Annotated in this window: 20 protein-coding genes; 14 read left to right on the top strand and 6 right to left on the bottom strand. The window is 49.7% G+C overall.

Annotation, left to right across the window (positions count from 1 at the left end):
• The 3 genes from ABUA47_RS12150 to uxuA form a co-directional block, all read left to right on the top strand.
• Positions 1 to 654 (top strand): DUF4982 domain-containing protein (locus ABUA47_RS12150; protein ID WP_349831627.1); only part of this gene is annotated, 654 nt, incomplete at its 5' end.
• 93 nt (positions 655 to 747) lie between these two features.
• The gene (locus tag ABUA47_RS12155) at positions 748 to 1560 is read left to right on the top strand and encodes an SDR family oxidoreductase (RefSeq protein ID WP_035447604.1); all 813 of its coding nucleotides are present in this window, start codon (positions 748 to 750) and stop codon (positions 1558 to 1560) included.
• Positions 1561 to 1594: 34 nt separating this feature from the next.
• On the top strand, positions 1595 to 2767 hold the full coding sequence (gene uxuA / locus ABUA47_RS12160) for a mannonate dehydratase (RefSeq protein WP_005826068.1): 1173 nt from the start codon (positions 1595 to 1597) through the stop codon (positions 2765 to 2767).
• 134 nt (positions 2768 to 2901) lie between these two features.
• Here uxuA and ABUA47_RS12165 read toward each other — a convergent pair whose 3' ends face one another.
• From ABUA47_RS12165 to ABUA47_RS12180, 4 genes are all read right to left on the bottom strand, one after another.
• Positions 2902 to 3567, bottom strand: a complete 666-nt coding sequence (locus ABUA47_RS12165; protein WP_085931073.1) for an MIP family channel protein — start codon at positions 3565 to 3567, stop codon at positions 2902 to 2904.
• Between the two features lie 258 nt (positions 3568 to 3825).
• A complete protein-coding gene (locus tag ABUA47_RS12170) occupies positions 3826 to 6051 on the bottom strand; it encodes a glycoside hydrolase family 3 C-terminal domain-containing protein (protein ID WP_009037433.1) in 2226 nt (741 codons plus the stop codon).
• Between the two features lie 360 nt (positions 6052 to 6411).
• The gene (locus ABUA47_RS12175) at positions 6412 to 7662 is read right to left on the bottom strand and encodes a glycoside hydrolase family 5 protein (RefSeq protein WP_008662113.1); all 1251 of its coding nucleotides are present in this window, start codon (positions 7660 to 7662) and stop codon (positions 6412 to 6414) included.
• Between the two features lie 205 nt (positions 7663 to 7867).
• Entirely contained in the window at positions 7868 to 9460 is a 1593-nt protein-coding gene (locus tag ABUA47_RS12180) for a DUF6377 domain-containing protein (RefSeq protein WP_035447844.1), read from the bottom strand.
• Between the two features lie 106 nt (positions 9461 to 9566).
• Between ABUA47_RS12180 and ABUA47_RS12185 the strand changes: the two genes are divergently transcribed.
• The 3 genes from ABUA47_RS12185 to ABUA47_RS12195 all read left to right on the top strand — a co-directional run bounded on the left by ABUA47_RS12185 (position 9567) and on the right by ABUA47_RS12195 (position 12333).
• Positions 9567 to 10751, top strand: a complete 1185-nt coding sequence (locus tag ABUA47_RS12185; protein WP_035447601.1) for a DUF5009 domain-containing protein — start codon at positions 9567 to 9569, stop codon at positions 10749 to 10751.
• Positions 10751 to 11338 carry an epoxyqueuosine reductase QueH gene (locus ABUA47_RS12190; RefSeq protein WP_035447599.1) on the top strand — a complete coding sequence of 196 codons (588 nt, stop codon included), beginning with the start codon at positions 10751 to 10753 and terminating at the stop codon, positions 11336 to 11338. The genes ABUA47_RS12185 and ABUA47_RS12190 overlap by 1 nt, the downstream gene beginning before the upstream one ends.
• A gap of 89 nt (positions 11339 to 11427) precedes the next feature.
• On the top strand, positions 11428 to 12333 hold the full coding sequence (locus tag ABUA47_RS12195; RefSeq protein ID WP_035447597.1) for an alkaline phosphatase: 906 nt from the start codon (positions 11428 to 11430) through the stop codon (positions 12331 to 12333).
• Between the two features lie 9 nt (positions 12334 to 12342).
• Here ABUA47_RS12195 and ABUA47_RS12200 read toward each other — a convergent pair whose 3' ends face one another.
• Positions 12343 to 13590 carry a M16 family metallopeptidase gene (locus ABUA47_RS12200; RefSeq protein ID WP_008662120.1) on the bottom strand — a complete coding sequence of 416 codons (1248 nt, stop codon included), beginning with the start codon at positions 13588 to 13590 and terminating at the stop codon, positions 12343 to 12345.
• Positions 13591 to 13713: 123 nt separating this feature from the next.
• Between ABUA47_RS12200 and ABUA47_RS12205 the strand changes: the two genes are divergently transcribed.
• From ABUA47_RS12205 to ABUA47_RS12235, 7 genes are all read left to right on the top strand, one after another.
• Positions 13714 to 14319, top strand: a complete 606-nt coding sequence (locus ABUA47_RS12205) for an SIS domain-containing protein (RefSeq protein WP_005826081.1) — start codon at positions 13714 to 13716, stop codon at positions 14317 to 14319.
• The gene (locus tag ABUA47_RS12210; RefSeq protein ID WP_035447594.1) at positions 14307 to 15236 is read left to right on the top strand and encodes a carbohydrate kinase family protein; all 930 of its coding nucleotides are present in this window, start codon (positions 14307 to 14309) and stop codon (positions 15234 to 15236) included. The genes ABUA47_RS12205 and ABUA47_RS12210 overlap by 13 nt, the downstream gene beginning before the upstream one ends.
• A 163-nt stretch (positions 15237 to 15399) precedes the next feature.
• Complete coding sequence (locus tag ABUA47_RS12215) at positions 15400 to 16785, top strand: hypothetical protein (RefSeq protein ID WP_035447593.1); 1386 nt, start codon at positions 15400 to 15402, stop codon at positions 16783 to 16785.
• Entirely contained in the window at positions 16782 to 17396 is a 615-nt protein-coding gene (locus ABUA47_RS12220) for a DUF5043 domain-containing protein (protein WP_005826095.1), read from the top strand. Before ABUA47_RS12215 ends, ABUA47_RS12220 begins: the two co-directional genes overlap by 4 nt.
• A 36-nt stretch (positions 17397 to 17432) precedes the next feature.
• Entirely contained in the window at positions 17433 to 18050 is a 618-nt protein-coding gene (locus ABUA47_RS12225) for a DUF5043 domain-containing protein (protein ID WP_005826097.1), read from the top strand.
• A gap of 149 nt (positions 18051 to 18199) precedes the next feature.
• Positions 18200 to 19264 carry a tyrosine-protein phosphatase gene (locus ABUA47_RS12230; RefSeq protein ID WP_022401897.1) on the top strand — a complete coding sequence of 355 codons (1065 nt, stop codon included), beginning with the start codon at positions 18200 to 18202 and terminating at the stop codon, positions 19262 to 19264.
• Between the two features lie 144 nt (positions 19265 to 19408).
• Entirely contained in the window at positions 19409 to 21364 is a 1956-nt protein-coding gene (locus ABUA47_RS12235; protein ID WP_022401898.1) for a DEAD/DEAH box helicase, read from the top strand.
• An 89-nt stretch (positions 21365 to 21453) separates the two neighbouring features.
• On the opposite strand, the gene ABUA47_RS12240 is transcribed toward ABUA47_RS12235, so the two are convergent.
• Positions 21454 to 21942 carry a Dps family protein gene (locus ABUA47_RS12240; protein WP_005826103.1) on the bottom strand — a complete coding sequence of 163 codons (489 nt, stop codon included), beginning with the start codon at positions 21940 to 21942 and terminating at the stop codon, positions 21454 to 21456.
• Between the two features lie 140 nt (positions 21943 to 22082).
• Here ABUA47_RS12240 and ABUA47_RS12245 point away from each other — a divergent pair.
• Positions 22083 to 22182 (top strand): LysR family transcriptional regulator (locus tag ABUA47_RS12245; protein ID WP_410520183.1); only part of this gene is annotated, 100 nt, incomplete at its 3' end.

The raw sequence follows: 22182 nt of genomic DNA on the forward strand, positions 1-22182 counted from the left end.
GGGGTGGTGCAACGAGACGGCACCCCGAAAGAGAGCTATTACGTCTTTCAATCCTATTGGAGCAGCAAACCGATGCTGCACATCTACGGACACTCCTGGCCGGTGCGCTGGGGCAAGCCGGGCGAGCCCAAGGAAATTCTGGTCTATTCCAACTGCCCCGAAGTGGAGTTGTTTGTCAACGGTGTGTCGCAAGGACGGAAGAAGCGCAACAGCCAGGACTTTCCGGCAGCAGGGCTGCGCTGGAATGTGCCATTACGAGAAGGAAACAACAAGATTACCGCCACAGGGTATGACGGCAAGCTGCGCCTCGACGATGAAATTCAGCAGGAGTATCAAACCCGAACCTGGGGCAAACCGTCAAGAATACTTCTGACGCAGACCGCCCAGGATGCGGAAACCATACTTGTGCAGGCTGAACTGATAGACGAAAACGGCATACGTTGCCTGGATGCCTGCCAGTTCATAGAATTCGGCTGCACAGACAGTGAAGCGTTACTCCGCAACCAAGGCACCGCGCAAGGCTCACGCCGCATACAAGCTGCTAACGGGCGGGCAAGTATCCGCGTAAACAAGCAGCACGCACCCGTCGTGGTGAGTGCATCTGATAGCAAACGAATCTTAAAAACCGCACTAATTTCCGTTTCCGGCCAGTAAGATAAGTATTTTAGCACTCTATTTAAGCACTAAAAATGATTTAATCCCTAACTTTGCGAAAAAGATTCATTTTATAAACTAATACATAACATTATGAAGAACTTATTCAACATCAAAGACAAAGTAGTAGTAATAACCGGCGGAACGGGAGTATTGGGGAAAGCTATCGCTCTTCATCTGGCGGAAGAAGGAGCGAAAGTGGTAATCTTAGGTCGCAAAGCAGAGGTAGGAAACGCCATCGTCAACGAAATCAAGGCAAACGGTGGAGAAGCCATGTTCCTGACAACCGACGTGATGAACCGTGAACTGCTGGAACAGAACTTGGCTGACATCCTGAAAGCCTATGGCCGCATAGATGCCCTGCTGAATGCAGCCGGCGGAAATATGCCGGGTGCCACCATCGCGCCCACGGGCACTTTCTTCGATTTGAAGATAGAAGAGTTCCAACGGGTGCTGGAATTAAACCTGACCGGTACCGTACTGCCTACACAAGTCTTCCTCAAACCGATGGTGGAGCAGAAGGCAGGTGCTATTGTCAACTTCTCCAGCATGGCTGCTTTCCGCCCCATGACGCGTGTAGCCGGATATGCTGCCGCAAAAGCCGGTATCTCCAATTTCACAGCCTTCATGGCTACGGAAGTTGCCAAGAAGTTTGGTGAAGGTATTCGTGTAAATGCCATCGCACCCGGATTTTTCCTCACAGAGCAGAACCGTGCCCTGCTGACGAACCCGGATGGAAGCTACACGGAACGTGGGCAAGATGTGATTCGCCAAACTCCCTTCGGACGTATGGGCCGTGCAGAAGAGCTTTGCGGAACCATCCAATACCTCATCAGCGATGCTTCCAGCTTTGTCACCGGTACGGTGGCTGTAGTGGACGGAGGGTTCAACGCATTCGCCATGTAAATAGTAAATTGCAAATCATCAAACAATAAATAACATGATTCTTTGTGAACAAACCTGGCGCTGGTACGGTCCCAACGACCCGGTAAGCCTTTGGGACATCAAACAAGCCGGGGCTACCGGCATTGTAAACGCCTTGCATCATATTCCAAACGGGGAAATATGGACAGTAGAGGAAATCAAGAAACGGAAAGAAATGATTGAAGCCGTCGGTCTGCGCTGGTCTGTAGTAGAAAGTGTACCCGTACACGAACATATCAAGACCCAAACCGGAGACTTCCAGAAGTATATCGACAACTATAAAGAGAGCTTGCGTAACCTGGGCAAATGCGGCATTCACATTGTCACCTACAACTTTATGCCCGTACTGGACTGGACACGTACCGACCTCGCCTACGAACTACCCGACGGCAGTCGTGCCCTCCGCTTTGAACGTGCCGCTTTCATCGCCTTCGACCTCTTCCTGCTACGTCGTCCCGGTGCAGAAGGCGAATACACCGATGAAGAAAAGGCCAAAGCCCGTGCCCGCTTCGAACAGATGACAGAGGCAGACAAACAACTGCTTGTACGCAACATGATTGCCGGACTTCCCGGCTCAGAAGAAAGCTTCACCCTGGAACAGTTCCAACAGGAACTGGACCGCTACAAGGGCATCACTCCGGAACGCCTGCGTGCCAACCTGATCTATTTCCTGCAAGAAATCACTCCGGTAGCCGACGAAGCAGGTGTCATGCTCGTTATCCATCCGGACGACCCACCGTGCTCCATCCTCGGCCTGCCACGCATCATGAGCTGTGCTGCCGATTTCCAGGCACTGATTGACGCTGTTCCCAACAAGAGCAACGGTCTTTGCCTCTGCACCGGTTCGCTCGGTGTAAGCAGCGCCAACGATTGTGCAGTCATCATGCAGCAATTTGCCGACCGCATCAACTTTGTCCATCTGCGCAGTACACAACGCGACGCCGAAGGCAATTTCTACGAAGCCAACCACCTGGAAGGAGACGTGGACATGTATCACGTGATGAAAGCCTTCCTTGAACTGCAACAACGCCGTGGTGTCTCTATCCCGATGCGACCCGACCACGGACACCAGATGGTAGACGACTTGAAGAAGAAAACCAATCCCGGCTATTCCTGTATCGGCCGTCTGCGCGGACTGGCAGAGCTTCGTGGACTGGAAATGGGTATAGCCAAATCGCTGTACGAATAAGGCACAAGATATAGCAAGCATAAGGAAAGAACAGGAAGCCCTCCGTCCGAAACTTTGAAGTTTCGGACGGAGGGCTTCCCTTTATAAGTTTTCTGCCATCAGCCGCCTCTTCTTAAGGCACTGTCTGCCGACATTTATTTACCTTCTTTTGCAGCAAGCACTTTCCATACAACGGCACTCAGCGCAGCACCCACAAACGGAGCTACAATGAACAGCCACAACTGAGAGAGAGCCTCGCCACCCTGGAACAGTGCCGGACCGATGCTACGGGCAGGATTGACAGAAGTTCCCGTAACAGGAATACAAACAATGTGCACTAATACCAACGTAAGACCAATGGCCAATCCTGCAAGATTACCCGCCCCCTTCTCGGAATCCGTAGAACCTAAGACAACCAGCACAAAGATAAACGTGAACACAGCCTCTGCAATGAATGCCTGCAACATCATTCCGTCAGCAAACCCATTGGAACCGGTAGCCGTAGGACCACCATGAGCGCCCGTAGACACCAATGCATAAAGAATGGCAGAACCGATAACCGCCCCGATAACCTGAAACACCATATACATGGCTGCATCTTTCCCGCTCATCCTGCCGGACAACAGAACGCCCAGGGTAATGGCAGGATTAATATGACAGCCCGAGATTCCTCCGATAGCGTATGCCATCGCCACAACGGACAAGCCGAAAGCAAAAGCCACTCCCAGCGTTCCGACACCTGCACTAACCGCCCCCGCCGCACTTCCGGCAAAGACAGCACTACCACATCCCATCAGGACAAGAACCATTGTCCCGATCATTTCTGTAAAAATAAATATAAAAGATGAAAATCTGCCCAAACACGGCGGTAAAAACTCACCCATTACTACAAAACATCACTGCTTTGACTCTAACATCCAGCATATCTGCATCTTCCTTAGCCAACCCGAAGAAACTCAGAAATATAAGAAAACATATTGGCTTGTAAAGAGTACAAAGAAAGGGTGCAACCTCACGGCCACACCCTCCATCTACACTATCTTTGATAATAACCTAAAAGGAAACTTTATTTTCCTACATCATTTCAATTCAAAAGGAACCGTTCCCTTCACATCGGCTGCCGAAGCTGCTATGACAGCCTCGAACTTGCCCGGCTCGGCCACCCAAGCGTGCTGGGTGTCATCGAAGAAGCTAAGAGCCTCCTTATCAATGGTAAATGTGACTTCCTTTGTTTCGCCCGGAGCCAGTTTCACCTTTTGGAAACCTTTCAGTTCCTTGACGGGACGAGGCAGAGAGGACTTCTTGTCACTGATGTACAGTTGGACAACTTCCTGCCCTTCGCGCGCTCCGGTATTCTTTACAGAAACCTTCACGGTCAGCGTACCGTCGGCCTGCATGGTCTTGCTGTCGGCCGTCGGCTTGCCATATTCGAAAGTGGTATAGCTCAAACCGTGGCCGAAGGGGAACAACGGTTTCACCTTCTTCTGCTTATCGGCCCAACGGTAGCCCACGAAGATGCTTTCATTATACTTGATGTCGATGATGTCCTTGCTCCGTTTGCCGGTATATTCGCCCAAGCTGTGGGCCGGGCAGTCCTCCAGCTTCACGGGGAAGGTGAACGGAAGCTTGCCGCTGGGATTGACATCACCCATGAGGATGGCGGCAAGGGAACTGCCGGCTTCGGAACCCAGATACCAGTCCTGCACGATGGCAGGCACCTCGTTCACCCACGGCATGGCAATGGCGTTGCCGGAGATGTTGACGACAATCAGATTCTTGTTCGCCTCGGCCAGTGCGGAGATAACGGCATCCTGACCGTAGGACAAGCCCAGACCCTTACGGTCGGAGTCCTCGCAGTCCTGGCCGTTGCTCTTGTTCAGGCCGCCGATGAAGATGACATAATCGGCATCCCGGGCCTCTTTCACGGCTTCAGCTATCAGCTCTTCGGGAGTACGGTCATCCTTCAGATTCTGTCCGGTCACCACCCCGTTGTATTCACCGCTTGCATCGCCCACGTAGCCACGGGCATAGACCACCTCGGCCTTGCCGGCCACACGCTGCTTGATGCCGTCCAACGGAGAGAGTTCGCGCTGTACCTTCAGGGAAGAACTACCACCGCCTACGGTCATCATCTTGATGGCATTCTCGCCCACTACAAGAATCTTTTTAGCCCGGTTCAGGTCTATCGGGAGCACATTGCCCTTGTTCTGCAACAGTACGATGCCCTCCTCACCGATGCGGCGGGCAGCCTCGTAATGTTCCGGAGAGAGCATGCTTCCCCACGGACGGTCGGGGTTCATCACCGTACGGAAGATAAGGCGCAGAATGCGGCGTACCTTGTCGTCCAGTTCCGTGGTACCTACCTTACCTTCGCGGATGAGGTTCAGATAGGGATTTGCCAGATAATAGTTATCGTATGCGTTGCTGGCACCGTTCGAGAGCCCGTTGGTCCAACTGCCGAATTCCATATCCAGCCCGTTGGTGATGGCTTGCCGGGTATCGTGCGTGCCGCCCCAGTCGGAAATGACTACGCCGTCGAATCCCCATTCGCCCTTCAATATATCGTTCAATGTGTATTGGTTGTGACAAAGATGTTGGCCTTTGTATAGGTTGTAGGCACCCATGATGCTCCACGCTCCGCCTTCCTGCACGGCCATCTTGAAAGCAGGCAGATAGATTTCATAAAGAGCACGGTCGTCCACGATGACGTTGGTGGTGTGGCGGTTCACTTCGTGGTTGTTCAAGGCGAAGTGTTTCACGCAGGCAGCCACGCCGTTCTGCTGCACGCCCCGGATATAGGGCGACACCATCTTTCCGGCCAGATAAGGGTCCTCACCCATATACTCGAAGTTGCGTCCGTTGAGCGGTGTGCGGTAGATATTGACACCGGGGCCCAGCAGGACGGACTTGTTGCGGTAGCGTGCCTCTTCACCGATGCTCTGTCCGTAAAGGAGAGACATTTCGGGGTTCCAGGTTGCCGCCAGACAGGTCAGGGCAGGGAAAGCCACGCAGGAGTCGTTGGTGCATCCGGCTTGTTCCCACTCGTCCCACAACACATCGGGACGTATGCCGTGGGGGCCGTCGTCCGTCCATACATCGGGAATGCCCAGACGGGGCACACCCGCACTGCTGAACTTGCTTTGCGCATGGGTCAACTTCACTTTCTCTTCCAGGGTCAGACGGCTTAAGGCGTCTTCCACTCTTTCTTCAATAGGTTTGCTTGCGTCCAGATAGACGGGCTTCTGCTGGGCCGAAAGAGGCAGCGCGACAGCGGCCAGAACCAAACCGAATAATACTTTTTTCATTGTTGTATAATTAAGTTGTTATATAAGTAAGCAATCATAATCAGTCCGTACCATTGATAATCCCCGACATACAAGGGAATATGACTTAGCCCTACCTACATAGGAACTGAAGTCCTTACACCCGTATAGTGAGTACCCATAACATCCGGATGTTGTTGTCCAAAACATCCCCATGTTTTACCCCAAAACACCCGGATGTTTTATCCCAATACATCCCCATGTTTTGCCCTAAAACATCCGGATGTTTTGGGTGCTCAGTCCTATGGTGTGTACAGCTCAGTCCCTACCTCTTTCATGCTAAGTCCCGGCATCTCATCCTCTGGGACTTGATACGTACTGTTTGCAGCGAGGCAGCACCCGCTACTTCATTCCCAATGACCGGATATAACCCTCCTGAACCACACAATTCTTCAGTTTGCATGCCTCGATAAAGTCCATCATCGCCTTGCGGGACATGGCCTGCGCGGGACGTGCCTCACGGATTTCCTTGTACGTGGCACGCGGTGCTTCGGAGAAATACACGATGTTTGCCCAGTTCTCCGGCGGAGTGATGCCGACGAAAGAAGAACCGTCCATCTTCTTGTAGGGCCAGAAGGTATAGCCGATGTTGTTCTCGCGCATCGTCTGGCAGAAAGCGGCCTGCCATTCGTCCGTATTGTGGCCTATCTCACCCATGTACATGGGCAGGTTCACACTGTCGCGGAAGTTGATAATCGTCTGGATGGCAGCTTGGGTAGGTTCGCCTCCGTAACGGTGGCAAGTGTACATTATCTTGTCGTCGAACTTGGAGTCCTTGAAAGGCTTGAAATTACCGTTCCATTGCGCACCGCCCAGCAGAATGATGTGGTTGCTGTCCACCTCGCGGATGGCGGCTACACCTTTCTTATATACATCTTCCAGCTTGCCGTTGAGTTCCTCCATGTTCTCGAAGTAAGGGGCAATGGGCTCGTTGAAGAGTTCGTAACCGAGGATGACCGGTTCGTTCTTGTAGCGGTCGGCTATCCGGCGCCAAATGTCACAGTAGAGTTGCTGGCTGACTTCGCTGTCGAACAGCCAGGGATAGCCGTAGCTGTCGTCGATATTGTCGCCCGTCTGTCCGCCGGGAGCGTCGTGCATGTCGAGGATGAGGTACAAGTCCGATTCGCGGCACCACTCTACCAGGCTGTCCACGCGGGCAAAGCCGTCTTGGTCGGCAGTCAGCCCCATATAGTCCTCGTCGGTAAACAGCTTGTAGTGGAAAGGCAGGCGGATGGTGTTGGCACCCTGCTCCTTGATGAAGCGGATGTCCTCGCGCGTTACATAATTGTCCTTGAATGCTTTCCAGAAGTCGGCCGTAAAGTCCGGTCCCACCAACTGGCAGAACATCTCATTGATGAAACGGCCGGAATTGGTCTTGTTGAACTTGAACATGTATCCTTCCGGATTCAGCCAGTTGCCCAGGTTGGTACCCATGATGAAGAGTTTGGTACCGTCGGGCTTTATCAAGTCCTGACCCTGAATGGTTACGAATGCATCCGAAGTTACTTCTTTTGTCGCTTGTTTCTCACCGCATCCCGCAAGGCCCAAAGAGAGCAGGGCGATGGTAATGCTTGTCGCTAATAAATGTTTCATGGCAATAATTTTGGTTATAGTATTAGTTGCGATATTCGCTTTTGCTTCCCCAAAGTTAGGAAAGATAAGAACACCTCGTACCGGCGAATCGGGAATAGGTGGAAGAAGTGAAGAAGCATGAACAAACAAACAACTAATAATCAGAAATATAATCAGAAGAAGAGAAAGGCAGAAAGTGGATTCAAAAAGCCGGTTTGACGTATTGTCAGCGTATCTGCATCAGCCGTATTTCAAAGTCCTCGCGCGAAATGCGGGCCTTGTTCTTCACTTTGGCACGGTAATTATAGATGGTGTTTACGGAATAACGGAGGAATTCTGCAATCTGCGAACTGTCGTCGATGCCCAGACGAATCAAGGCGAAAATGCGGAGTTCCGTATTCAGCAACTCGCCTTTACGGAGCACGATGCGTTCTTCGGGCTGCAGCAAGTCATTGAATTTATCGACAAAATCGGGGAAAAGGTGCAAGAAGGCAGTATCAAAGTTATCATAGAGTTCCTTCAGTCCGGTGTCCAGCACCTCGCGGGAACGCACCATCTTCAGCAGCTCTTCCATCTGCCCGGCAGAGATTTTCTTGTTGACCATCCGCCGGTAGGTATCCAGCCGGTTGATATAAACGGAGCAGAGATTCATGAAACGGCCCACATACTCCTCCTTGATGTTGTTTGAGAGTTGCAGTTGCTCGTTGGCATGCTCCAGCTTGTTCCGTGCGGCAGAGAGTCGCTGCATCTGCCGGTAGATAAAGCCCACTGCCACCACCAACAGCACAATCAAAGCGCTGATGAGCCAGAGGTACAGCCGGAGCCGGTCATTCTGCTTCTCACGCATGGCCTGATAAGTGAGGTCTATCAGTGAAAGGATGCCGGCAGTCTGGAGGCTGCGGCTACGGGCGTTGTATCGGTTGGTTTCGTCCCACGAGAAACGGATGTAACGGTAGGCATGCTCCATATCCCCTTCCTCATAAAGAAGTTCCGCCAGGTTCCAGAGTGAGGCATGGTCTGTGATGCTCAGGCGAATATCGGTCAGTGCAGACAAAGCCAGATAGCGCTTCTCCTCCTCCCGGTTCCCGAGCCGGCGGTAGAGCAATGAGCGCTGATAGGTCACCAGCGCATATTCGGGAGTATTGGGCTTGGCATGTGCCAGACGCGTATCATTGATGCTCAAGGCTTCGTCCGGATGGCCTGCAGCGGCCTCCCGCGTCTCTCTTCGTTCCAGATATAGGGGGGATGAAGGCAGAAGTACCTGCATCAAAGAATCGTCATAATGGGTAGCCAAAGCCTGATAATGCTTCTTGAAAGAATCGTCCAGCGTATAGAAACTCAGTTCTGTGTAAAGTTTATGACAGGCATTGTAATAGTCCGGCAGCAGATGGGAGGGAAGGGAGGCTTTGTCCGTCTGCCTCAAGAGTTCGGCGGCTTCCTCGTACATGCCTGCCGAAGCCATCAGGTGGGCAAGCTCCAGCCTTGTTTCGAGTGCTCCATTCCGTTGGCCATAGCGTTCTGCCCAATCCAGATTGACACGAAGATAATGGATGGCAGAGTCGCAGATATATGCCTTGTACTCCTTATAAATTTCTCCATTCCATCGAAAAAAAGAGAGATTGGCGGTGTCGGCATCCAGCAATTGGCACTTCAGCCGGGCAATGCGCCCTTCACGCACGGCGACATAGTGCCGATGCGCCTCGATAGCCTCATCCAAAGAAGCCGTCAGTGCAGTGAAAGACGACGTGCCGGCAGCCAAAGCCACACTTTGCCATACCACGACGGCAAGAAAACAAAAAATGAACAATCTCCTTTCCATGACCATAAAGTTCATGCAAATATAGCAAGAAATCCTGCAAAGCAGTAGCATCGGAAAGAATAGTTTCCTATATTTGCGTTCAAAACCCCCAAACAAATTATCTATCATGAAAAGCTTAACACTCCAACGGATTGCCGCGGTAGACGTATTCCGCGCACTCACCATGTTCCTCATGCTCTTTGTCAACGACATTCCCGGACTGAAAAACGTGCCCCACTGGCTGATGCATGCCAGGATGGACGAAGACATGATGGGATTCTCCGACACCATCTTCCCTGCTTTCCTTTTCTGCATGGGCATGTCCGTATCCTTTGCCATACAAAACCGGTACAAAAAAGGAGACAGCACCCTGCAAGTCGTGGCCCATATCTTCTGGCGGACAGTGGCGCTGATTGCCATGGGACTGTTTTCACTGAACAGCGGAGGCATCGAAGGCGGTCTATCGCACCAATGGTTCTCCATCCTGATGGTCATCGGTTTCTTCCTCACCTGGGGGGTATATCCCAAAGCGGAAGGAACGAAAAAGACCCTTTTCACCGCAATGAAAACAGCAGGCGTGCTGCTGCTCGCCTTCCTCGTCATCTACAAGGACATGAACGGGAAACCGTTCCAGATAAGCTGGTGGGGCATCCTCGGACTTATCGGCTGGACGTATGCGGTATGTGCAGGCATCTATCTGTTCACCCGGGAAAGCCTGCGGAAGAATGCCATTGCCTGGTTCGTGGTCGTATTGCTTGCCGTAATCAGCCATTCAGACCTGATACCGGGAGAGTACGGCAGCCGGATTATCCTGCTTCCCTTTATCCCGAGTGACTGGACACTGCATGCCTTCGGTATGTCCGGCGTATTGACCTCCCTGCTCATGCAGCGCTATGCCGACCGGGAACGGCCGGGACGATTCATCGGCATGCTTTGTGCCCTCGGCGTAGGAATGCTTGTCCTTGCCCTCGTCTCACACCCGTTCTGGATTATATCCAAAATACAAGCCACACCGACATGGCTGTTCTACTGCCTCGCCATGTTCTTCCCCTTGTTCGGCTTCTTCTACTGGCTGACGGACGTGAAAGGCAAGACCAACTGGTTCGATATTATCAAACCCGCAGGCACGGCAACGCTGACCTGCTATATTATCCCTTACATCTGGTATGCTGTCCAGCAACTGCTGCATCTGCACTATCCCGAAGCATTGGGAAGCGGTGTACCGGGGCTGCTCAAGTCCCTCGTCTTCTCGCTTGTCATTGTCGGGCTGACCGGCTTGCTGGTGAAAGTAAAAATTAAACTGAAAGTATAATGTTGAAAGTCCAAACACCCAACGGTGAAGACAAGGTGCTGCTGCATTCGTGCTGCGCACCTTGCTCCTCTGCCATCATCGAGTGCATGCTGGAGAACGGCATACGCCCCACCGTATTCTACTGCAATCCCAACATCTATCCGCAGGCGGAATATGAGATAAGGAAAAACGAGGCTATCCGTTTCGTAACCTCCAAAAACATCGATTTCATCGATGCAGACTACGATTATGCACACTGGCTGCACACCATGCAAGGCCTGGAGCACGAACCGGAACGCGGCAGCCGTTGCCTGAAGTGCTTCACCCTGCGCCTGACAGAGACAGCCCGCTACGCCTCCGAGCATGGTTTCTCCGTATTCACCACTACCCTCGCCTCTTCGCGCTGGAAAAGCCTGGAGCAAATCAATGAAGCCGGACGCCGTGCCGCCGCGCTCTATCCGGATACCCTCTTCTGGGAACAGAATTGGCGGAAAGGCGGGCTCCAGGAGCGGCGCAACCAACTGCTGAAAGAGTATGACTTCTACAACCAGCAGTATTGCGGCTGTGAATTCAGCATGCAACGGTTGGAAAAGAACGAAACGATATAAAATCGGCCGGATTATGTACGATATCGTACTAAAACTAGGTACGTTTCCCGTAACTTTGTTTCATGTTAACAATAAGAACTAAAGAAAACATGAAGAAACTGACTTTTACATTATTCATCGCCCTAGCAGTGGCATGCCTCTTTTCAGTTCCCTGCAATGCCAAGGGAAAAGCAAAACACGTAGTTTTCATCGGTCTTGACGGCTGGGGTAGCTACAGTGTTCCCAAAGCAGACATCCCCCACATCAAGCAACTGATGGCAGACGGTTCTTATACATTAGAAAAACGGACTGTACTTCCCTCCTCCAGCGCCGTCAACTGGGCAAGCATGTTTATGGGGGCAGGTCCTGAATTGCACGGATATACGCAATGGGGCTCCAAGACTCCCGAGCTTCCGTCACGCGTACTGAACCAGCACGGCATATTTCCTACCATCTTCCAGCTGCTACGTGATGCCCGGCCGGAAGCGGAAATAGGCTGCCTGTATGAATGGGACGGTATCAAATACCTTGTAGACACTCTTGCCTTAAGCCACTATGCGCAAGCGCCCGACTACAACAAACATCCCGAAGCCTTATGCGGTATGGCAGAAAAGTATATCAAGGAGAAACAACCGACCCTTCTTGCCATTTGCTTTGACAACCCCGACCATGTAGGCCATCAAGCCGGACACAATACTCCTGAATATTACGCCAAACTGAAAGAACTCGACGGTTATGTGAGCCGCATCATCCAGGCCGTTACAGAGGCAGGCATGCTGAAAGAAACCATCTTCATCGTTACTGCCGACCACGGAGGCATTGAAAAAGGACATGGCGGCAGGACCATGCAGGAAATGCAGACTCCCTTCATCATCTCCGGAAAGAACATTAAGAAAGAAGGCGAATTCCACGAAAGCATGATGCAGTATGACGTTGCCTCCACCATTGCCCACATCTTCGGGCTGAAACAGCCACAAGTATGGATAGGACGTCCTATGTTGCAGGTTTTCAAATAAAAAAAGCGGTCAGCGATAAATGAGCGTCGAAAGATAGTCCTCGGCAAACATCTCGTTCGCCACCTCTAACAGAGCTTCCGAAGTGAGCTGTTCAATGCGATGGAACACGGCTTCGGAAGTTTCGCATTTATTATAATGCAGGAAAGTCTTTCCCATACCCAGCGCATTGTTCTCATTATTATCCGAAGCTACACCGATTTGCCCGATAAGCTGCTTCTTGGCGGCCGCAAGCTGCGAGGAAGTCATCCGGACATCACGCAAGCGTTTCAATTCCTTATATACCAGGCGGGTGCAGTAGTCCAAATCTGCAGGGTCGCAACCGAAGTAGATGCAGAAAGTTCCCGTATCGGTATAGGAAGTCAAGTTGGATTCTACGTTATAGACCAGCCCACGACGTTCACGGAGAGAGACGTTCAAGCGGCTGTTCATGCCCGGGCCACCCAAGACATTGTTCAGCAGGTAAAGTGCGGTGCGCTTGTCATCGTATGCATTATATCCCCGGCTGCCAATCATGACATGTGCCTGGTGAGTATCCTTATGCACTACAAGATGCTCGGGCACATAAAGGGGAGGCGGAGTACGACCATAATGCACCGGTGTTGCCGGTATATCCGCCAGAAGTTTTTTTGCCATAAGCACAACTTTCTTGAAACTCAGATTGCCCAGAACAAAGAAAACCATATTGTTGGGATGGTAGAAGCGGGCAGTGAATGCGGCAGCATCCTCACTGCGAAACTGCTTTAACTGCTCGGGATTGCCAAGAATGTTGCGTCCCAGGGGATGCCCCCTGAATATCAAGTCCTCAAAATCATCGAAGATTAGCTCGGAAGGGTTGTCTTCGTAGGATTGTATCTCGTCGATAATCACCTCTGTCTCCTTCTCTATCTCGCGTTGCGGAAAGGTGGAGTGGAATACAATATCCACCAGAAGTTCGAAGGCACGGCCGAAATGCTCGGTCAGGAAAGCAGAGTAAATCACCGTCTCTTCCTTGTTGGTGTAAGCGTTGAGGTCGCCGCCCACATTCTCCATGCGGTTCAGAATGTGCCATGCCTTGCGCTTGGCGGTACCTTTAAATATAAGGTGCTCCACAAAATGCGCCATACCCTGCTCGTTTTCAAGCTCGTCGCGCGTACCCGCATCTACGGCAAAACCACAATAAGCCACTTTGGAGGCTGAGGGTTCGTGAATGATGCGCATGCCATTGGGCAGGATATATTGATTGAAAGTTGGCAGTAAATTTTCTTTTAAGTTCTTCATTCTGACGTTTCAAACTATTTGAGGCGACAAAAATACAATAAAACTTATTGCCGTTTATAGAAAATTGCAGATATTTGCAATTGCTATAATTTTAAGCACATTAATCAAATTAGCACATTAAGTATGATTGCATCCATTCAAGAGCTTTTGCAGAAAGAGGCACAAGCCGTACTGAACATTCCAGTGACGGACGCTTATGAAAGAGCTGTAGAACTCATCGTAGAACAAGTGCACCGCAAAAAAGGGAAACTGGTAACTTCGGGCATGGGCAAGGCAGGACAGATAGCCATGAACATCGCTACCACCTTCTGCTCTACCGGTATTCCGTCCGTTTTCCTGCACCCCAGCGAAGCACAGCATGGTGACCTCGGCATCCTCCAGGAGAATGACTTGTTGCTGCTCATCTCCAATTCGGGCAAAACTCGTGAAATCGTGGAGCTGACACAGCTGGCACATAACCTGAACCCGGGACTGAAGTTCATCGTCATCACCGGAAACCCCGACAGCCCCCTGGCACACGAATCCAACGTATGCCTCAGCACCGGGAAACCGCAAGAAGTATGTGTACTGGGCATGACACCCACGACTTCGACCACCGCCATGACCGTCATCGGCGACATCCTGGTGGTACAGACCATGAAAGAAACTGGATTCACCATTGAAGACTACTCCAAGCGCCATCACGGTGGTTACCTCGGAGAAAAATCAAGATCGCTATGCGTAAAGTAATAGGCATCGGAGAAACCATACTGGACATCATATTCCGTGGCGAACAGCCCACAGCAGCCGTTCCGGGCGGTTCGGTATTCAACGGCATCGTTTCACTGAGACGTATCGGTGTTCCCATCTGCTTTATCAGTGAAACGGGCAACGACCACGTGGGCAATATCATCCTCAACTTCATGCGCGAGAACAATATTCCCACAGACCATGTCAATGTGTTCCCCGACGGGAAGTCCCCCGTATCACTCGCTTTCCTGAACAACCGGAGCGATGCGGAATACATCTTCTACAAAGATTATCCCAAGCAGCGCCTGGACGTGGAATATCCGCAGATTCAGGAAGACGACATCGTAATCATAGGGTCGTACTATGCCCTGAATCCGGTACTGCGCGACAAAGTGGTGGAGCTACTGGAACGCGCACACGACATGCATGCCATTATCTACTACGATCCCAATTTCCGTTCGTCCCATAAAGAGGAGGCCATCAAGCTGGCTCCCACCATCATCGAGAATCTGGAATACGCCAACATTGTACGCGGCTCGCAGGAGGATTTCTTCTATATGTGGGGCTTGCAGGAGGCCGACAAGATATACAAGGACAAAGTGAAGTTCTACTGCCGCAACTTCCTCTGCACGGCCGGCGCGGAGCAGGTTTCATTGCGTACCGGCACAATTTCCAAAGAATACTCCATTCCTCCGTTGGAAGCGGTCAGCACCATCGGTGCGGGCGACAACTTCAATGCAGGCATCATCTTCGGGCTGCTGAAGTACAATGTACGCTACGAGGACCTCGATACCATGGACGAGGCCACTTGGGACAAAATCATCCAATGCGGCATTGAGTTTGCCGCCGAGGTATGCAAGAGTTTCAATAACTCCGTTTCAAAGGAATTTGCAGAAGCACGGAAATACCAACCATAGGCACCCTTACAAAAGGGTGTTCACCACAGATTACACGGCCTGAAAATCCATGCAATCTGTGGTAGGACAGCTTCCGGATTAACAAAATTCTCCTGTTTTTCCTTTCATTTCTGCTTTTTTTTTGCTTTATTTGTCTATTCTTTATACCTTAAGCATTCGCGCTATGAATAGAAAAGGAAACAGACAGCACTCTCCAACCCCTCCTAAGCAGAAATGGCAAAACATCTACCTTGCACTGTGCGTTCTTTTAGGAATGCTCGCCTCTTGCGAAACAGAAGAATCTTTCTATCAACCCCGATTCCCGGCAAACAACATCCCGTTGACCCGGCAAGCGTTATTCAAGCCGGAAAACTTCTTTGCCTACACCGACTCTACCCTGAAAGCCGTGATTTCCGCATTACGCAGAGTAGAAGAAGAAAAGCATTTCACCGCTCCTTTCCTGTTGAAATACGGCATTCCTCTCTGGAACTTCACCTACCAATTGACCGAAGAAGAAGAGACCTGCATCTTCGTTCCCCTCTACCGCCTTGACAAGCCACACTGCATCGATGCCATCTGGCTGTTGCACATCAAAGACGGATGGATGAAATTCCTTCCATTGAAGCGTGATGACGAACTCATAAGAGAAAGCGACCAAGTGTTCATATTCGACTTGTTAAGCTATCTGGTATTTGGCGAAGAGAATGCGCAAGGACTCACATTCAAGCCTCATGCCCAGACCCGTTCGGTAATAACCGTCACCCAATGCTGGGATGTATATACCGGACCTAAAGACCAGCTGGAATACAGCTATACCAACTGCGTTAGTCATTCCTATTGGGTAGATGATGCCCTTATAAATAATAGCAACTGGAACAGTGAAGGAGGAGGAAGCGGCGATGTGTGGATTGGAGGAGGAAGTTCAGGAGGTTCCGGCTCTTCATCGGGCACTCCGGCAGGAAATATATTCAAGAAAGAGGCCGACCAAGACTCGCTTTTATGGGTAATCACCGAAAACATGACAGCCCGAATCATGGAAGACTGTTTGGGAGGAGACCTATACAGCCAACTGAAAGAGAAAGTCAAAAACAACAAAATCAATCTGGAATTCGATTTCGGCAAAGGGTATTCCTACAATTGGGAAGAGCATACCTTGCACATCGGATTGGAAGAATTGGAAGCAAACAACCTTCTGCATGAAATGTTCCATGTTTTCCAAACCACACAAGAGCCTATATCATCGTTCAAAAGTTCTATGATGAACAGAGAGATAGAAGCGCACTATGCGCAATACCTGTTCTTACAAAGGAGCGCGGAGTGGACGGACAAAAAACAAGATAAATATGCAAAAAGCCAACGCCTAAGAGCAACAACTTCATTGACTAAATATGTAAATCAGCAAGGTCATGTTACAACTTCATTCTTGGATATCTTTGAAACCTATATATCTAATAATGTCGTTAATGCTTTCCGTCAGGAAGGATACGACAATTATCCATTTAAAGAGTATTCGGATATCACCAATATTTTTCCCAACATAAAATTAACAACTAAAAATTGTGACGAATGAAAAGACTATTGCTTATTACACTGCTTATAGGATACATCTACCCTTGTGTAGCACAGGACAAACCTATCAGAACAGAAGAATCACTTGAAGGAACAGTCATTTATAAAAAGACCACCACTTTCGAGGTAGATGGTTATACGTACCAATGCGACGTAGATGACGGTAGCCAGTTTGTGACTCTTTATAACAAAGAAAACAAACTGACATACGAAAAGATTGTGTATAAAGACACGGGGAAGACATATATTGGCAGCTGGAGTAGCAATGTAATTGAATATGACAGATTCATGAGTCAGCAAGCAGATTTCATAGTAGACCAAGCATTCACCAAAGCCATGGCAGATGAAATTGGGAAAACGGAACTTATGATAACCATGTTGCTCAGTCCAAATACGGGAGAAGTAATGGAAGTGAATTTCAATTTTTTCACCTTTGAGCCATACGCCAAAGTGCCACTACATGTATATAGGGAAATCGAAGTAAAACTGAAAGAACAAATTCATTTTAAACCCATAGAGGAAGGAAAACAACTCAACTACATTATGCTGGCATGGATGCAAAAGCCCCAAGGGAAACTCCCCCCATTACCTCCTCCCGGTTCGCTAATGTAAGCAACATACAAAATTAACAACTAAAAATTGTGACGAATGAAAAGACTATTGCTTATTACACTGCTTATAGGATACATCTACCCTTGTGTAGCACAGGATAAACCTATCAGAACAGAAGAATCGCTTGAAGGAACAGTCATTTATAAAAAAACCACCACTTTCGAGGTAGATGGTTATACGTATCAATGTGACGTAGATGACGGTAGCCAGTTTGTGACTCTTTATAACAAAGAGAACAAGTTGACATACAAAGATATTGTATATAAAGCCACAGGAAAAATATACATCGGTAGCTGGAATGAAAAAAAAGTAATTGAATACAATAGCTCCATGAGTAAACAAGCAGACTTCATTGTGGACGAAGCTTTTACCAAAGCCATGGCAGATGAACTCGGAAAGCGTGAGTTCACAATAACCATGCTACTCAGTCCGGATACGGGGAAAGTAATGGAAGTGAATTTCAATTTCACGACCTTTAGCCCATACGCCAGAGTACCACTGCATGTATATAGGGAAATCGAAGTAAAACTGAAAGAACAAATACACTTTAAACCCGGAGAAGTGGGAAAACAACTCAATTACATCATGCTGTCATGGAGACAAAAGCCCCAAGGGAAACTCCCCCCATTACCACCTCCCGGTTCGCTGATGTAACATTGTAAACCAACCTGCCTATGCACGAAAGAATCTATAGCAGTTTTTTTAAAGTTCAAAAAAGAAATATAAAAGCTTGGCATTGCTGTTACCTTCTGTGGGTAAATTACATATATTTGTGATTAACGACATCAGAGAGGTTACGAATTATGTATAAGAACTTATTGAACTTGCTTGTTTTGGCAGTGCTGCTCCCTTCCTGCAATGGCACTGCCCCTCACATTTCCGTTGTATGCGAAGAAAACAACGTGGGCAACTGCATTGTAAAATGGGAAATGGCCCCTCTCATCAAAGGAAATGTGAAGGTATATGCTTCGACCAATCCCAACCATATCCCCGAAGATGTTCCCGTTGCCGTCGCCAACATCTCCGACCTGAAGATGACTGTCATCACTACCGACCCTACACAACGATACTACTACACACTTGTATTCGCTGACAAATACCGGGTAAAGATTGCCACCCGCAACATCAACATCCCCGGCATACAGAACTTCCGAGACCTGGGAGGCTATTCCTCCTATCCCACCCAAAAGAAAGTGCATTGGGGCATGCTGTACCGCTCTGCCGAAATAGATAAACTGAAACCGTGTTCGCGCAAAGAGCTCAAGAACATAGGCATAAGGACTATCATCGACCTGCGTTCATCTGTCGAAGCGAATAGACAAAGCCCTTTGCAACAGGCATTCAAAGTGATCCATATCCCCATTCCTACCGGCGACATGGAGTATATCCTGAAAGGTGTACAGGAACAGAAAATCAAGAGCGATACTGTCTACCGAATCGTGGAGCAGATGAACCGCGAGCTCATCAGCAACTACACCAAAGAATACCGCCGGATTTTCGATATTCTGCTGGACAAGAACAATTATCCCGTCGTTATCCATTGCTCGTCGGGCAAAGGGCGCACAGGCATCGTATCGGCACTTGTGCTTGCCTCCCTTGGAGTGGACGAAGACATCATCATGGAAGACTACCGCCTCAGCAACGACTACTTCAACATCCCGGCGGCCTCCCGATACGCCTACCAGCTTCCGGCACGCTCGCAAGAGGCCATCACCACCCTCTTCTCGGCACGCGAGGATTTCCTGAATGCCGCCATCGAAGAAATGGAACGAAGGTATGGAGATACCGACACCTACCTGCAAAGAGGCATCGGTCTGACAAAAGAAGAAAGAAAGAGACTGCAAGACATTCTTTTAACGGATAATTGACAATGGATAATGGATAATGAGTAGCCAATAAAAAACGATTTTATCATGTAATTGCATAATTATCAACCATCAATTATCAATTATCCATTGAAAAGCACTATCTTTGCGCCCGAAATATAAAGATAAAGATATACAGAAGATTTAATGAAGACATTTGAAGAGCTCGGTGTGTCGCCGGAGATACGCCGCGCCATCGAAGAAATGGGTTACGAGCAGCCCATGCCGGTACAAGAGGAAGTAATTCCCTACCTTTTAGGAGAAAACAATGATGTAGTAGCACTGGCACAAACAGGAACAGGAAAGACCGCAGCGTTCGGCCTGCCGCTCATACAGAAGATTAACGTCAACAACCGAATTCCCCAATCACTTATTCTCTGCCCCACCCGCGAACTTTGTTTGCAGATAGCAGGCGACTTGAACGATTATTCTAAATATACCGATGGCTTGCGAGTGTTGCCCGTATATGGAGGCTCGTCCATCGAAAGCCAGATACGCGCCCTGAAACGGGGTGTACACATCATCGTAGCCACACCGGGACGACTGCTGGACCTGATGGAACGCAAAACCGTGTCCCTCGCCACCATACAGAACGTGGTTATGGACGAAGCGGACGAAATGCTGAACATGGGATTCACAGACAGCATCAACGCCATTCTCGCCGATGTGCCGCAGGAGCGCAACACCTTGCTGTTCTCCGCTACCATGAGCCCGGAAATCGCACGCATCTCCAAGAAGTACCTGCGCGATGCCAAGGAAATCACCATCGGACGCAAAAATGAAAGCACCAGCAACGTGAAACACGTAGCCTTCTGTGTACATGCCAAAGACAAGTATGCTGCCCTGAAACGTATTGTGGACTACTATCCGCAGATATACGGCATCATCTTCTGCCGTACCCGCAAAGAAACGCAGGAAATAGCTGACAAGTTGATGCAGGAAGGCTATAATGCCGACTCGCTGCACGGCGAACTGAGTCAGGCGCAGCGTGACGCCGTGATGCAGAAGTTCCGCATCCGCAACCTACAACTGCTGGTTGCCACGGACGTTGCCGCACGCGGCCTCGATGTGGACGACCTGACACACGTCATCAACTACGGATTGCCCGATGACACCGAGAGTTATACCCACCGCAGCGGCCGTACGGGACGTGCCGGCAAAACCGGGACTTCCATCGCCATCATCAACCTGCGAGAGAAAGGCAAAATGCGCGAGATTGAGCGCATCATCGGCAAGAAATTCATTGCAGGCGAAATGCCCACCGGCAAACAGATATGCGAAAAGCAACTGCTCAAAGTGATAGACGATCTTGAAAAGGTGAAAGTGAACGAGGAGGAAATCGCCGACTTTATGACCGACATCTACCGCAAGCTGGACTGGCTGAGCAAAGAGGACCTGATTAAACGCATGGTTTCGCATGAATTCAACCGTTTCCTGGATTACTATCGCGGCCGTGACGAGATAGAGACAGCAACCGGTAGTGAGCGTGGTGCAAGAAGTGGCGAGAGGGGCGACCGCAACGACCGTAGAAGCAGCCGCAAAGCAGAACCCGGCTTTACCCGCTTGTTCATCAACCTGGGTAAAATGGACAACTTCTTCCCCAACGAATTAATCAGCCTGCTGAACAACAATACACGTGGACGTGTAGAGCTGGGACGAATTGACCTGATGCAGAAGTTCTCCTTCTTCGAAGTGGAGGAAAAGGAAGCCACCAATGTAGTGAAGGCCCTGAACCGCGCCAGCTGGAACGGCCGTAAAGTATCCGTAGAGGTTGCCGGAGACGAGGGTAAGGAGGCTCCGAGGGGCAAACGTCCGGGTACAGCCGGAAGCTATGGGAAAAAAGAGTTTGACAGCAAGAAGCGCAGCTACAAGGAAGACGGCAAACGGAACGATGCCACCGGCAAACGCAGCGAAAAGGCCGAAAGTCCTGCAAACGACAAGAAGAAAGGCAAGCCCAGCCGCGAAGAGCGGGGTTACACCAAAGCCCGTGGCAAAAAGGATGACTGGAAACAGTTCTTCCAGGGCAACAATGACTTTAAGGATGCAGAGCCCGACTTCAGTGAAGAAGGGTGGGCAAGACGGACACCGAAGAAGAAAAAGTGATATAAACTATAGAAAGATAATAGGGTGATAAAACCGGCAGCATCCGCTACCGTTTTATCACCCTATCCTTTTTCACAACTCTTTATCCTTTATTTCGTACAGCTTTTCGTACTGAATGCAACGAGCATCCAAACCATTTTCTCCTGCTCTTTCAAGTAGCCGGTCATCAAATCTGCCGTCACGTCATCGCCGGCTTCATTTGCCAGTTCAATTACCTTTCTCTCTTCACCAATCAGGTAGCCGTAAGTCTCGAGGATATGGTCCACAGCCTCACTGCCGCAAGAGATGTCGGACACTTCCTTCACGTTGGCAACCTTCAGGTATTCACTGAACTTATTCTCGGGCACGCCACCCAGCATCAAGATGCGCTCTGCAATCTCGTCAATCTTCTCGGCGGTATCGTCATACATACTCTCGAACTTCTCGTGCAGCACAAAGAAGCCGTGTCCCTTGATGTTCCAGTGCATACCGCGCAAATTGGTGTAATGTACCTGGAAGTCGGCCAATAATTGGTGCAATGCTGATGCTACGCCAGCCACTTTCTTTTCATTCAAATGCAAGTAATCTAAAGTTTTCATAATTCTATTGTTTTAAATATTTATACTATTTTTCTTTTGGGTATTGCAAAGATAAGGGGTAAATCAAGGCTTGTCAAACAGATAATTTCTATCTTTGCATAGACGAAGTCTATACATAACCTTCAAATGCCTTGTTCATCATGACTTTACAACAATTGGAATACATCCTTGCCGTCAACCAGTTCCGCCACTTTGCCAAAGCAGCCGAATATTGCCGCGTGACACAGCCCACCCTCAGTG

The organism is Bacteroides sp. RTP31139st1_H2_RTP31139_211217 (assembly GCF_040227615.1).
Taxonomy (GTDB): Bacteria; Bacteroidota; Bacteroidia; order Bacteroidales; family Bacteroidaceae; genus Bacteroides; species Bacteroides uniformis.